The organism is Clostridium sp. L2-50 (genome assembly GCF_000154245.1).
Lineage (GTDB): Bacteria > Bacillota > Clostridia > Lachnospirales > Lachnospiraceae > Coprococcus.
In genome coordinates this window covers 195,352-209,841 of sequence record NZ_DS480312.1, presented here as the reverse complement: position 1 = coordinate 209,841, position 14,490 = coordinate 195,352, and the positions used below count along the sequence as shown (strand labels likewise).

Sequence of the window (14,490 nt, the reverse complement as noted above, 5' to 3'; positions counted from 1 at the left end):
GTTCTGCCCTTTTTCTTTTTCCAGACCAAAAGACCACCTGCTGGAAAAGAACAAGAAAAACCTGAAAGGATGTGGTGACTTATCATTATAGGAATCGATCATGGATATTATGCCATCAAAACTCCCCATGTGTGTTTCCCGACTGGACTGACCGGGTACGATTATGAGCCGTATACCATGCAGAATGTCCTGCAGTACAATGGGAAATTTTATGTGTGTGGAACTGGGCGGCAGACGCTGGTGAGAAGTAAGACTTCCAATGACAATTATTATCTTTTGACAATGGCAGCCATTGCCCAAGAAATCCGCTATCGCCGGGGAGAGCGGAAAACAGATGTAGTTCTGGCAGCCGGTCTTCCACTGGCAAGTTTTGGCAGGGAGAAAAAAGGCTTCCGGGAATATCTGTTTCGGAAAGAGCAGCCTCTGCGTTTCCGGTACGAGGATGAGAGCTATGAGATCCGGATTCAGGATGTAAAACTGTTCCCACAGGGATACTCAGCCCTGGCTCTCCACCCGGAATGTGTTCGGGACGAGCCTTCTGTTCTTCTCGCAGATATCGGTGGCTGGACCGTAGACCTGATGCGGCTGGACAACAGTGTTCCAAATGCCGCTACCTGCCGCAGCCTGGAACTTGGTGTGATCCGGTGTGTGGATGAGATCACCGAGCAGGTACGCAGAAATACCGGACTGTCTGTAACGGATATTCAGATCGAACGTGTTCTGAACGGCCAGAGCTGCAGCATGGACCCGGCCGCAAAAGAAATCATTGTCCGGCAGGGAAGGCTCTACACGGAGAAAATACTGTCTGCAATTATGGAAGCCGGGTTCGATCTGAAGGCAATTCCGTCCGTGATCATGGGCGGCGGAGCCAGCATTCTGAAACGGCACGTGACACCGCAGGACGGGCTGTGTCGGCAGATTTACCTGACAGACGTACACGCCAATGCTTCCGGCTATGAGCGGATTGTGGGGCAGATGTGCGCGAAGTAAAGAGACCCGTTTTCTCGTTCCGCCTGAACCTTGATAACCCAGATCACAAAAAGGCATGGGAGATCCTGCAAAGTGTTCCAGATGGACAGAAGAGCAGCTATCTGGTTCAGGTGATCTTAAAAGATCAGGAAAACAACCAGCTGGAGAAAAGCATCCGGCAGGCAATCCGGGAAGAACTGGCAGGTGTTTCCATTTCTGGCTCCGGGGAGAGTGTTTCAAAAAAGGAAGAAATCCCGTCCCAGATGCTGGATTTTCTCTCCGGGCTTGAGGATGCATTCTGAAAAAGTCAAGTCTTTCCTGGTGATAAAATAGCCAAATTTCAAGCAGTCAAATTAGTATAAATCACGGATTTTTGAAAGGGGTGATGCCTATTGAATGTTATTGGATCTGCATCCTTTGGGAGCTTTTGAGAGCCTCATATTCGTTGGGTATTGTGAATAGCTTTCTGTCACGTTTTAGGGTATGTTGTATGTAGAAAAAAGAAAGGAGAACGAACACAATGGAGATGAAAAACATATGCGGAAAAATCCCGGTAGAGCTGCATGAAAAGCTAAAACTGGAAGTCGAAGAGTTAGGAATCAGCATACCAAAATACCTTGAAATGGTAATCGAAGAACACATGACAAGAAAAGGAGAAAAGACGAACATGGCAGATTTAAGAACAGTAGCAGTACAGGTAACCGAGGATTTATTTTCCAGACTGAAAGCAGTCCTCGCCAGGAATGGCATGAAACAGAAAGACTTCTTAATCGGGCTTATCGAAGATGCAATCGAAAAAGAAGAAGCCAAATGGAAAGCAGAGTCAGAGGAAGCCGAAGAAACAGAAATGGAAGATCCTGAGACTGCGAAATCAGAACCGGATGAAGAGTCAGTAGAACCTGAAGCAGAAGAGCCTGAGACAGAAGCACTGGAAGCTGAAACAGACGGAGAAATGACAGAACCGGACGAAGCTGAAGCAGATGAAGAGCCGACAGAGCCAGAAAACGAAGAGCCAGCGGAAGCAGAGCCAACAGAACTGGAAACCGAAGAAGCAGAAGAATCTGAGCCAGAGGAAGCGGAATCAGAAGAATAGACATCACAAAACAGAAACCAAGAGACGGAAACGGTGCAGAGAAATCTGCACTGTTTTTTTCGCAGCGAAGGGAGGCTGATAGCCGGAACAATTCGATTTTTTGACCTGTTCAGTGGAATCGGAGGATTCCGAGAAGGGCTGCACAGGGCAGGGGGCTTCACCTGTGTCGGACACTGTGAAGCAGATGCATATGCAGACCACAACTACCGGGTGCTGTTTGATACGGAAGGAGAGTGGTTCTGCAATGACGCAAGAAATATTGAAACAGAACGAATGCCGGACTTTGATCTTTTATGTGCGGGATTTCCTTGCCAGGCATTCTCAATCGCTGGACGAAGGGAAGGATTTGCCGATGCAAGAGGAACCCTTTTCTTTGAAGTTGCCAGACTGGTTGCAGACAAACGACCTGCGTATTTTCTCCTTGAAAACGTACCCGGTCTGCTTTCGCATGACAAAGGGCGGACGTTTCACACCATCCTCAGTACGCTATCTGAACTGGGGTATCATGTCGAATGGAAAGTGCTTAACAGCAAGGATTTCGGAGTCCCCCAGTCAAGGAAGCGGGTGTATATTGTCGGATATCTTGATGGAAGATGTGCCGGAAAAATATTACCTTTCCCAAAAGCAAATGGAACAGCTCTTATACAAGTCCATGCTGGCAAACAGGGAGAAAGAGTCTACGCAGAAGAAGGACTGAGCTGCACGCTGACCAGCGGGGCTGGTGGTATGGGCGGCAAGACCGGATTATACGAAGTCGGTATCCCAATCAAGGAAAACACCCGAAAAGGATACAAGATGGCCTACGAGGGGGACAGCATCGATCTCGGATATCCGGGAATCAACAGTCGCAGGGGGAGAGTCGGGCATGAGATCGCCCATACCCTGACGACCGGAAACCAGCAGGGAACACTGCATTTTGTAGATATCTCCCCTCCGCCGCTGGTGACAGACGTTGCAAGATGTCTGAATACCAGACAGGATTCCAGCATCCATAACCACAGAGGCGAAAGTTCCGGGGTGCTGGTGGAAGAACCGCCAAGGGCAGTGCTGACACCGGCCAAGGAAAAAGTCCGCCAGAATGGAAGAAGGATGAAAGAACCGGAAGAGCCAATGTTCACCATTACGGCAACTGACCGTCATGGAGTGATTTACCACGGCAGAATCCGCAGGCTGACGCCAAGGGAGTGTCTGCGGCTGCAGGGATATCGGGATGGTCAGATTTCCAAGATGGAAAAAGAAACATCGGATAACCAGCTTTACAAGCAGGCCGGTAATGGTGTCACTGTCAATGTCATTGAAGCAATAGGCAGAAATTTGAAAGCAGTAGATGAAGAGATCCAAAGCGGCTCACCTGTTCCAGAAGCGAAGGGTGGGTGAAGCAGATCGACCTAAAAGACCAGTATTTTGGTACAGAGATTGAGATGACAGGTATCAGCCGCTATGATGCGGCTGTTGCGATTGGAAGAATGTTCGGAACAGAGCCATATCATATCCGTTCTTACGATTCCTGGTGTGTAAAAGATTCAGATGGAAAAACGTGGAAATTTTCAAGAGACAGCAGTATCGACTGTGAAAGGCTGGCAAATGGTACTGTAATAGATGCCGATGGAGATTATTCGACAGAAATGGTATCCCCGAAATTGGAATATTCGGAAATGGGAAAACTCCAGGAAGTGGTGCGGTGTGTCAAAAACGCAGGTGCTTTTGTCAATTCATCCTGTGGCATGCATGTCCATGTGGACGCATCCAATCATACACCAAGGAGTCTGAAAAATGCACTGACGATCATGTACTGCAAAGAGGATATTCTGTTCAAAGCCTTAAATGTACAGACGAGAAGGGAAGATGAGTATTGCCAGAAAGTCCGTCCTATGGTATTGGAGAAGATCCGCCGGATGCCAAACAGCACCATCACGATGGAAAAATTCAAAAGGGCATGGTATGAGGGAAATGACGGAAGCTCCGAGCATTACAACTGGACAAGGTATTATGCCTTAAACCTACATGCTGTTTTTTCCAAGGGAACACTGGAATGGCGTTGTTTTGAAAGCACCCTCCATGCAGGAAAAGTCCGGTCGAATATCACACTGGCACTTGCCATATCCGCACAGGCGATCAACCAATCTTGTACCCATGCAAAAAAGACGGAGATCGGGGATAACCCGGCATTTACGTTCCGCACCTTTCTGCTCCGCCTCGGATTGATCGGGGACGAATACAAAAATGTACGGAAGCATCTACTTGCCAATCTGGACGGGGATAAGGCATGGCGGTATGACAAAAGTACCTATGCCTGTCTGCAGAATCCAAGACGGACAGATGATGCGAGATAACAGAATAATGAGAACAGACAGGCCGGGTGGAAACATCCGGCTGTTCTTATGCAAAATGAAGAAAAAGAAGAAAGAGGTAGAAAACATGAAGAGTAAATATCGATTCAGGCGAATCCTTTCAGGGGTGATGGCGGCAGTCACCATCTTATCCACGGTCATTTCACCGCTGACGGTGTATGCTTCGGAAGAGCCGAAAGCGGCGGAACCGCCAGCGTATGAATCCGTAAAGGATCAGCTGGATGAAAATGAAGTGGTAAAAGCCACCGATCTGGAGCTGGAAGTCGGACAGGACTTTGATGTTTCCACGGATTTTACAAATTTGGAAATCAAGGACGAAAGCAAAGTCAAAGTGACATTCCAGAAAGCAGAGAATGACGCCGGGGAGAACTTCAGCACCAGCCATGCAGACATTTACCATGCCGTTTATTATGTGGAGCCAGTCAACCAGAACCACCCGGTTTATCAGATTGGGAGAAACCTGATCGTAAAAGAGCCTGTGACAGCAGCTCAGAGTGAACTGCAGACAGAACAGGCAGTTACCGAAGAGGATACAGGTTCTGATGATGAGGAAGCTGCCTCGCAGGAAGAAACTGAGACAGTGCCTGTAGAGACAGAAATTGTTGAGCCGGAGACAGCTGAATCTGAAACAGAAGAACCGGAAGAAACAGAACCCGAATTTCAGGGTGGACTTTCTGAATCTGAGTTTGATGCCGCATTAGAGGAAGCCGAAACAGAAAATACAACCGATAAAGAATCCGGGCTGACACTCAGCGATGTTCTGGAGCAGGCAGGGGAACAGGATATTGACCTTATGGCAATGGAAGATGGGGAAACCGTTTCTTTCACCGCAGTCAATACCAGTACAAGAGCAACACAGGATGTAGATGTGACAAGAGGGACTGCATACTATTATGCAGACTACGGTCTGGGTTCTTATGTAACCTATAAATATACCGTAAAATTTGGAAACGTGTCTGCAACTGCCTACTGTGTGCAGCCGTCAAAAGCAGGACCTGGGGATGGTGTTTATAAGATCACCAAACTGGGTGACAGCAAAGCACTGGCAAAAGTATGCTACTACGGCACAAAAGCATCCGGCGAAAATGGATTTTTCTCAGAGAAACATCCTGATTTTTCCGCTGGAAAACAGTTTATCATTGTCCATCTGGCTGCGTCTTATGCCAATAACAGTAGTGACGCTTTTTCCGGTACGAATGCAACCGGACAGGCTCTGGCAATGGAACTCTACAATTATTGCATGAGCCAGCCGGAGATACCGGAAGTGGACATGAGTTTCTCCAATGCAGATGTTACCGCATATATCAGCGGCAACAGCCAGAGAACAGAAGAGATCACCTTTAAGGCATCCGAACTGCAGACCATCACCATGAAACTGCCTTCCGGTGTCAAACTGCATAATGTGACAACGGGAAAAACAAGCAGTGCAGGTGCATCCGTGGAGATCTGCGGCGGTACCAAATTCTACTTATCTGCACCGCTGACACAGGCAGTGGATGTCAAAGGGGAATGGTCTGTTACCATGAAGGGAAGCATCATCAAAGACTATTCCGCTTACAAGATCACAACCGGAAGCGAGACACAGGACCTTGCCCTGGTATTTGGCGAGGGCGTGACCGATGAGAAGTATGTAGATTTTAAAGTGTCATGGGTAAAACAGGCAACTCTAGAGATCGTAAAGAAGGACCGCAAGAGCAACAAAGCCATCGCAGGTGCAGTTTATGGCGTTTACAGTGACAAGGATGGAAAGAACTTGATCACAAAGATGCCGGCCACAGATGCCAACGGAGCTTCCAGCGTTACGATCACCAAAACACAGGATACCGTATACCTGAAAGAGATCTCCGTACCAAACGGATATCTGCTGGATACCAAAGCCTACGATGTGAAACTGGTCATCGGAGATACTGTAAAACAAACCGTTACCGATGCAGAGCAGATGGCAAGCCTGACTGTTTATAAATTAGGAGAAGTCCTGACCGGAGCAAAGGTAACTGATGATGGTGTTTCCTTTGTTTATACCGAGCAGAAACAGAAGAGTGCGGTTTACAATGTTTATGCCGCAGCGGATATTGTATCCGCAGACGGAACCGTCATTTATAAAAAAGACGCACTGGTCAAAGCCGGACTTACTACCGGGGATGACGGAAGTGTCACACTGGATAATCTATATCTGGGAAAATATGTGGTAAAAGAAATGCAGGCACCACAAAATCTGGTATGCACAGGCGAAAGCCAGGAAATCACCCTTTCCTATGCCGGAAGCAATGTGGAGAAGGTCATGGGAAGCGTGACATTCAAAAATGACCGCCAAAAAGCAAGCGTAAGCGTATACAAACAGGATAAGGAAACCAGGAAATACCTTCCGGGCGGCACTTATGGCCTGTATGCCGGAAACGACATCAAAGCAGCGGACGGAACCGTTGTGGTCAAAAAAGATACCCTCATTGAGAAGGTAGTGACCGGAACAGACGGAAAAGCCGTATATCAGGCAGACCTGCCGATCGCTAACAGCTACTACATGAAAGAGGTTTCTGCACCGGCCGGATATACCAGAAACAGTGAGGATGTGTACTCTTTTACGTTCCAGTACACCACAGACAAAGAGGCAACCGTTTCTTTCAGCCACACGTTCCAGAACGAGCGTGTCAATGCGAAGATCAAACTGGTAAAAGAGGATTCCGAAACCGGAAAGACCGCACAGGGAGATGCAACCCTTGAGGGTGCGGTTTACGGACTGTATGCCCGTGAGGATATCGTTCATCCGGATGGACAGACAGGTGTCCTTTACCCGGCAGGAACGCAGATTGCAACCCTGACTACGGATACAGAGGGAAATGCAGAAATCGCAGACCTCTATCTCGGAAAGTATTACGTGAAAGAATTGACGCCGCCTGTTGGATATCTGGCAGACCCGGAAGAACATGATCTGGAGTGTAATGACGAGGGAGATCTGGTTCAGACGGTAGAACGTACCGCAACTTCTCTGGAAGATGTGATCAAACAGCCGTTCCAGGTCATTAAAGCAGCCAACAATGGTAAGACCGATGCCGATCTGTTAAAAGGTGTGGGATTCAGTGCATATCTGGAGAGCAGCCTGAAGAAAAATAAGGACGGTTCCTATGACTTTGCATCTGCAACTCCGGTTGTACTGACCGCAGACGGACAGACAGAAATGTTCACGGATGAGCGTGGATATGCATGCTCCATTCCGCTTGCATACGGAACCTACATTGTAAGGGAGACCACCACACCGCACAACTTCAAACCAGTCGATGACTTTAAGGTTGTGATCTCGGAAAACAATCCGGATCAGCCGCAGGTATGGCGTGTGCTTCTGGACGAAGAGTTTGAAGCAAAATTAAAGATCGTCAAAAAAGATGACGAGACAAAGAAATCTGTCCTGGTTCCGAATACTGAGTTTAAAGTATACGATCTGGATAACAAGAAATATGTGGAACAGGTGACCACCTACCCATCTACTATGGTACATAAATCTTATTTTACGGATGAGAATGGATACCTGATCCTGCCACAGAATCTGGCTTGTGGAAATTACCGCATCGAAGAAGTGACTGCACCGGATGGATACACCCACAGTGCCAATACCGTGGAAATCAAGGTAGACAGCGATACTGCATACCAGGAAGATCCGGTCAGCGGTGACCTGATCATCGAGGTGGAATTCGAGAACCACCCGGCAAAAGGCAGACTGACCATCCACAAGGAAGGAGAAGTAGTCAAAGGTTTTGACAAGGATTTCATCCACGAGGAAGCCAGCCTTGCAGGAGCCGTGTTTGAGGTTTATGCCGCAGAAGATATCTATACCGCAGACCATCAGAAAGATGAGAACGGCAACCGTTATCTGGAATATGCCAAAGACACACTGGTGGCAACGGTGACAACCGATGAAACCGGAAGTGCCGTAGTAGAGAACCTTCCGCTCGGCAAATACCGTGTAGAAGAGAAAAAAACGCCGGAGGGCTACACCTGGAATGCCAAAGGCGAAGAAGTAACTTTTACCTATGCCGGACAGGATACCCCAGTCGTAGACGAAGAAGTGACTTTTACCAATGAACGCCAGAAAGTAAGCATCACCGTGGAAAAACAGGATGCAGAAACAGGAAGCACGGTAGCTGGAGCTACATTCGGTCTTTACAATAAGAACGAGATCAAATCCGGTGACAAGATTATTGTGAAAGCAGATACCTTATTACAGGAGATCACAAGCGATGAAAAAGGACAGGCACACTTCACCCTGGACCTGCCGCTTGGAACTTATTATGTGAAAGAAATTTCTGCACCGGATGGTTTTGTATCTTCTGACGAGATACTGGAATTTGATGCCACCTATCAGGGGCAGGACATTCCGACCATCAAGCTGAAATCTGTGAAGAAGAACCAGCCGACCACCATCGAGGTGACAAAATCCGACCTGACCACAGGCGTAGAGCTGAACGGGGCATCCCTTTCTGTTCTGGACAAGGATGGAAATGTGATCGACAGCTGGACTTCCGTAAAGGATGAGCCTCATGTGATCAAATACCTGACCGTTGGAAAAACTTATACCCTCCGTGAATCTCTTGCACCGCTTGGTTATTTAAAGACCACGGATGTGGAATTCACCGTTCAGGATACCGCAAAAGTACAGAAAGTGGAAATGAAAGACGATGTGCCGAAAGCCCTGCTGATCGTAAACAAGAAGGGTGAATTCCTTGATAAGATCACCCTGCTGGACAATGTCAAAGGCGTTGTAGAGCATCTGTTTGAGTACATCACAGGAAGCCTGTCAGACGTTACCTTTGAGATTTACACTGCAGAGGATATCAAAGCAGCCGATGGTGTAAGCCCGGATTATTATGCTAAGGACGAGCTGGTGGCAACCGTGACTACTGATGCAAACGGTGTTGCAGAAGTATCTGACCTTCCGGTTGGAAAATACTATGTCAAAGAGGTGGGCACAGCATATGGTTATGTGCTGGATGAAAAACCACGATATGTAGATCTTTCCTACCGTGACCAGGATACCCCGGTTGTCGTATACGATGAGGACTGGCAGAACAACCGTCAGAAAGTAAAAGTGAACGTCCTGAAGAAAGAAAAGGATACCGACCGTGTATTAAAAGGCGGCATCTTTGGACTGTACACCAGAAACGACATCCTGTCCGCATCTGGAAAGGTGCTGATGGAAGCAGATACCCTGATCGAGTTAAAAACAACAGATGCAGATGGAAAGATTTCCTTTATTGCAGACCTGCCGATCGACGGAACCTATTATGTGAAGGAGCTGTATGCACCGGATGGATTTGTCACCACCGGAGAAGAGCAGGAATTTGTTTTTGAGTACCAGGGGGATAAAGAAGCAGAAGCATCCTATGAATTTGTATTTGAAGATGAGCCGACAACCGTGGAGCTTTCCAAAACCGATCTGACCACGGGCGAGGAACTGCCGGGAGCCAGATTACAGCTGACGGATGAAAACGGGGCTGTTGTTGAGGAATGGACATCCACCAAGGAGCCGCACATCATCAAAGAACTGGTTGTAGGAAAATCTTACACCCTGACAGAAAACAAGCCGGCCGATGGATATGCCACTGCGGAAAGCATCACATTCACCGTAGAGAATACTGCGGAGATCCAGAAACAGGTAATGGAAGATGACGTGACCAAAGTGAAGATCAGCAAAACGGATATTACCGGAGATAATGAGATCGAAGGAGCCAAACTGACCATCACAGATGAAAATGGCAACATCGTAGAAACCTGGACTTCCGGTAAAGAGCCGCATTATATCGAAAAACTTCCGATTGGTAAATACACCCTGAAAGAAGAGCAGGCTCCAAACGGTTATGTCGTTGCAGAGGAGATCACCTTCGAGGTGGCAGATACCGCAGAGATCCAGAAGGTAGCCATGAAAGATGACACCGCAAAGGGACGCCTGATCATTGAGAAAACAGATAAGGATGCCGGAGCAGCACTGAAAGATGCAGAATTTGAACTGAGGGATGCGGATGGCAAAGTGGTAGAAACCCTGACCACTGATGAAAACGGCCATGCAACCAGCGGACTGCTTGCAATCGGAACTTATAAGGACGGCAAATTTGATAAGGCAGCCACCTATTATCTGGTTGAGACCAAAGCACCGGAGGGCTATCAGCTGGATGAGACCAAACATGAGGTGACATTTACCTATGTAGATGACAAAACTCCAGTGATCGAAGTCATCCAGAAAGTGACGAACGAGAAGCTGCCGGAGGATACCCCGTTTGTAAGCAACCCGAAAACAGGCGATGACACCAACCTCTGGATTCCGGCCCTGTGCCTGATTCTTTCCGCAGGCGGTCTGATCGGCATGGGTGTGGCATCCAGAAGAAAGAAGAAAAAAGGGGGCAGATAGGCTGAAACAATTATATTTTGCGTATGGAAGCAACATGGATCTGGACCAGATGGCATATCGGTGCCCAAAGGCGGAGGTGGTAGAAATCGTCCGCCTGGAGGGGTATCGGCTGACCTTTGCAGCCGCAGGAAGCGGCCTTGCCACCATCTTCCCGGAAGAGGGAAGCCATGTGGACGGCGTCCTCTGGTCACTGACCGGGGACTGTGAAAAGAGCCTGGATCTTTATGAAGGCTATCCTGATTTTTACGACAAGCAGGAGATCACTGTCAAGAACAAAGATGGAAGAGAGATCAAAGCCATTGTCTATATCATGACAAAAGATTACATGCAGAACTTTAATCCGCCCGGACGGTCGTACCTGACTGGGATCTTAAAGGGCTGCAGACAGAACCAAATCCCGACAGAGCCGATCCTGAAAGCAGCAAGGAAACCGCCTGTGCCGGGAAAGACGCAGAAGAGTCAGCCAAAGAAGCAGAGAAAAGCCGGACAGGAACGATGAAGAAAAAACCAAAGACAGGAATCTTACAGAGGTTTTTCAAGATCATCTGCCTTGCAGTGACGCTGACAAGTGCCGGGTTTCTGATTTACCACATGGTATATCTTCCAATGGAGAACAAAAAGCTGATGGCAGAGCTGAAAGGGAATTTCCCGGAGCCGGAAGCTCCGGGAGCCTCAGGCTCTGAAAAGAAAGACCAACCAGCTGGAAGAAAATGCCCGGTGGCTGCGGTAGACCTTGTTTCTCTTCGGGAACAATACCCGGATGTGCAGGGATGGCTGACAATACCGGATACCGGGATTGATTACCCGGTGCTTCAGTCCGAACAGGAGAATGGGGAGTTTTACCTGAAACGGAATTACAAAAAGGAATATGACATCAACGGAAGCCTGTTTTTACAGGCAGACTGTAAAGTGTCTGAAAGTCGGAACCTTATCATTTACGGTCACAACATGAACAGTGGGGCAATGTTCGGAAATCTGGACTTATATGCAGATGAAACGTACTATCAGGAGCATCCCTTTGCTTATCTTCAGACAGAGGATAGCATTCAGGAATACCGAATTGTCACGGTGCTGAAAGCAGACAGGAATTTGTTCCCATTCCAGCAGAAACTCGCAGATGCGGAGGCAGTGCAGGAATATTTAAAAGCAGCTAAGCAGAGGGAAGTGTTCGAAACCGGGGATGATTACCTGAAGTGTATATACGATAAGGTTTTGACGCTCGTCACGTGTTCATATGAATGGAGCGGTGCCAGGAACATCGTCCTGGCGGTGCCGGTTTCCGGGGCAGTGTGGAGTCAGAAGTGTTCGTAAGTACCCGAAAAGTGCAGAAAATGAGACAAATAATGACCGCACGGGCAGGGATGTGTTCAAAACAGGGGGATTATGAAGGGTGTGCATTGGTAGTATTTAGGTTGAAAAAAGTGTCTGAAAGTACCAGAAAAGTGCAGAATGTGAGACAACTTATAACCCAGATCCGGCAGAAAGTGTTCCAGAAAGGAGCGTTTCCTGCCGTTATTATTTACTTGGAAAGGATGGTAACGATTATGAAACGATTTTATACAGCAGAATCCGTAACAGAAGGACATCCGGATAAGCTCTGCGACCTGATCGCAGACAGCATTCTGGACGCGTGTCTGAAAGAGGACGAAAATTCCAGAGTGGCCTGCGAGGTGCTGGCGACCAAAAGGAACATCATTGTAGCAGGAGAGATCACCAGCCGATTTGAGCCACAGGTGTTTGAAATCATCAAAAAGGTGCTGGAGAGTGCAGGCTATGAAGCAGAGGAAATCCACATGGATGCCCTCATCCACAAACAGAGTCCGGATATCGCCGGGGCAGTGGAGAGATCCAGAGAACGAAGGGCAGGGACTGTTTTTGTTCAGAGCGGACTTGCCAGCGGTACCGGGGATCAGGGCATCATGATTGGCTACGCCTGCGATGAGACACCGCAGCTTATGCCGATGCCAGTGGTTCTGGCGAACCGCATTGTAAGGGAACTGTCTGCAAGCCGTAGAAGCGGATATATCACGGGAATCTTGCCAGATGGAAAGGCGCAGGTGACCGTGGAGTATGAAGATGACAGACCTGCCCGGCTGGATACCGTCATTGTGTCCTGCCAGCATGAAAAGGAAAAATCCCTTCGGAAGCTGGAGCATGAGATCCGGGAGAAAGTGTTACGCCCGGCACTCCGTATGCTGCCACCGGATGAGGATACCAAGATCCTGATTAACCCATCGGGCAGATTTGTGTGCGGAGGTCTGGATGCAGACACCGGACTGACCGGAAGGAAACTAATGGTGGATACCTACGGCAGCCTGGTACCGCATGGCGGCGGTGCATTCTCCGGGAAGGATTGTTCCAAAGTTGACCGTTCCGGGGCATACATGGCCCGTTACATCGCCAAAAACATGGTAGCTGCCGGACTTGCCAGCCGATGCCAGGTGTCCCTTGCCTATGCCATTGGGGTTGCCCAGCCAGTCATGGTGCAGGTGGATACCTTTGGAACGGGAAAGATCTGTGCGGATGACTGCCTCGCCGCAGCGATCCCTCTGGTGTTCGGGCTTACCCCAAGCCAGATCTGTGACACCCTGCACCTGAAGCGGCCAATCTACCGACAGAGTGCGGTGTTCGGGCATTTTGGAAGAAAGGAATTCCCGTGGGAGAAAACGGATAAGGCAGAGCAGCTCCGGGATACCGTGATGTAATGCCGTGGATTCCGGAAGAAGAAATCAAACGTGCAAGGGAGATCACCGCCATTGAATACCTGAAGAAATATCAGCCAAACCGTCTGAAAAAATCTTCAGCCAGAAATGAATGGGAGCTGACAGACCACGACAGCTTTAAGATTAACGAGCAGACCAGCCAGTGGCACTGGAAATCCAGAGATATCGGGGGCACCAGTGCTTTAAATTTCCTGATTCATGTAGACGGGTGTTCTTTTCTGGAGGCAGTGCAAATGCTGAAAGATGAGTATCCCACCTATATCCCTCCTCCAGTGGAAGCAAAGCCAAAGAAGCCATTTGTCCTGCCTACGGCCAGCCCAGACTGCCGCAGGGTGTTCCGCTATCTGAAAGAGCGGGGCATCAGTGGCGAGGTCTTACAGCGGTGTGTTCATTTGGGAATCTTATATGAGAGTCTGCCCTACCACAATGCCGTGTTCATAGGACGGGATGAAAACCAGGTGGCAAGATATGCTTTCCTGCGTGGGATTTACGATGCCAGCGGAAAGTCTTTTAAGATGGAACAGGCCGGAAGTGAAAAGGCATACGCTTTTTGTGTTCCGGCGAAATCGGGATGCAGACGGGTTGCTGTTTATGAAGCCTGTGTGGATGTGCTTGCCCACATGACATTGGAACAGAGACAAGGAAGCCGGGATAAGTACCGTCTGGAGCTTGGCGGGATCAGCGCACCAAAAGAAGGGCAGAGCCAGCGGAGCATGAAAAAGCCGCAGGCATTGGAACATTTTCTGTCCCAGCACCCGGAGATCACCGAGATCGAAGTGTGTACCGACAATGACTTTGCCGGACGGTGGGCGTGTGAACATATCCGAAAAGCCTACGAGGGAAGCTATCGGATCATCGAGAACCTGCCGGAAATCGAAGGGGCAGACTGGGCAGACATGGCAAAAATGGCTGCCCGTACACCGGAGAAACGGCAGAATAGGGAAGCGAGGTGATGCT

At 48.7% G+C, this 14,490-nt stretch carries 10 protein-coding genes; all 10 read left to right on the top strand.

Annotated features, from left to right (window positions below):
* The first annotated feature begins 81 nt into the window (after window positions 1-81).
* Window positions 82-990: a ParM/StbA family protein gene (locus CLOL250_RS01125; protein ID WP_161208660.1), complete on the top strand. Its 909-nt coding sequence runs from the start codon at window positions 82-84 to the stop codon at window positions 988-990.
* Window positions 978-1,271: a hypothetical protein gene (locus tag CLOL250_RS01120; RefSeq protein WP_006428275.1), complete on the top strand. Its 294-nt coding sequence runs from the start codon at window positions 978-980 to the stop codon at window positions 1,269-1,271. The genes CLOL250_RS01125 and CLOL250_RS01120 overlap by 13 nt, the downstream gene beginning before the upstream one ends.
* 218 nt (window positions 1,272-1,489) lie before the next feature.
* On the top strand, window positions 1,490-2,062 hold the full coding sequence (locus tag CLOL250_RS01115) for a hypothetical protein (protein ID WP_006428276.1): 573 nt from the start codon (window positions 1,490-1,492) through the stop codon (window positions 2,060-2,062).
* A gap of 33 nt (window positions 2,063-2,095) precedes the next feature.
* A complete protein-coding gene (dcm, locus tag CLOL250_RS01110) occupies window positions 2,096-3,439 on the top strand; it encodes a DNA (cytosine-5-)-methyltransferase (protein WP_008400060.1) in 1,344 nt (447 codons plus the stop codon).
* Window positions 3,436-4,395, top strand: a complete 960-nt coding sequence (locus tag CLOL250_RS01105; RefSeq protein ID WP_008400058.1) for an amidoligase family protein — start codon at window positions 3,436-3,438, stop codon at window positions 4,393-4,395. The genes dcm and CLOL250_RS01105 overlap by 4 nt, the downstream gene beginning before the upstream one ends.
* Window positions 4,396-4,402: 7 nt before the next feature.
* On the top strand, window positions 4,403-10,810 hold the full coding sequence (locus CLOL250_RS01100; RefSeq protein WP_342413203.1) for a SpaA isopeptide-forming pilin-related protein: 6,408 nt from the start codon (window positions 4,403-4,405) through the stop codon (window positions 10,808-10,810).
* Complete coding sequence (locus CLOL250_RS01095; protein ID WP_117628480.1) at window positions 10,770-11,309, top strand: gamma-glutamylcyclotransferase family protein; 540 nt, start codon at window positions 10,770-10,772, stop codon at window positions 11,307-11,309. The genes CLOL250_RS01100 and CLOL250_RS01095 overlap by 41 nt, the downstream gene beginning before the upstream one ends.
* Window positions 11,306-12,121, top strand: coding sequence for a class B sortase (locus CLOL250_RS01090; protein WP_008400054.1), 816 nt, complete (start codon window positions 11,306-11,308; stop codon window positions 12,119-12,121). The genes CLOL250_RS01095 and CLOL250_RS01090 overlap by 4 nt, the downstream gene beginning before the upstream one ends.
* Before the next feature lie 233 nt (window positions 12,122-12,354).
* On the top strand, window positions 12,355-13,515 hold the full coding sequence (metK, locus tag CLOL250_RS01085; RefSeq protein WP_025577044.1) for a methionine adenosyltransferase: 1,161 nt from the start codon (window positions 12,355-12,357) through the stop codon (window positions 13,513-13,515).
* Window positions 13,515-14,486, top strand: coding sequence for a DUF3991 domain-containing protein (locus CLOL250_RS01080; protein ID WP_008400051.1), 972 nt, complete (start codon window positions 13,515-13,517; stop codon window positions 14,484-14,486). The genes metK and CLOL250_RS01080 overlap by 1 nt, the downstream gene beginning before the upstream one ends.
* Window positions 14,487-14,490 lie beyond the last annotated feature (4 nt).

Coding starts and splice junctions, on each gene's coding strand:
- CLOL250_RS01115 (WP_006428276.1), top strand. CDS start 1,490: ATGGAGATGAAAAACATATGCGGAAAAATCCCGGTAGAGCTGCATGAA.
- CLOL250_RS01100 (WP_342413203.1), top strand. CDS start 4,403: ATGAGAACAGACAGGCCGGGTGGAAACATCCGGCTGTTCTTATGCAAA.
- CLOL250_RS01090 (WP_008400054.1), top strand. CDS start 11,306: ATGAAGAAAAAACCAAAGACAGGAATCTTACAGAGGTTTTTCAAGATC.
- metK (WP_025577044.1), top strand. CDS start 12,355: ATGAAACGATTTTATACAGCAGAATCCGTAACAGAAGGACATCCGGAT.
- CLOL250_RS01080 (WP_008400051.1), top strand. CDS start 13,515: ATGCCGTGGATTCCGGAAGAAGAAATCAAACGTGCAAGGGAGATCACC.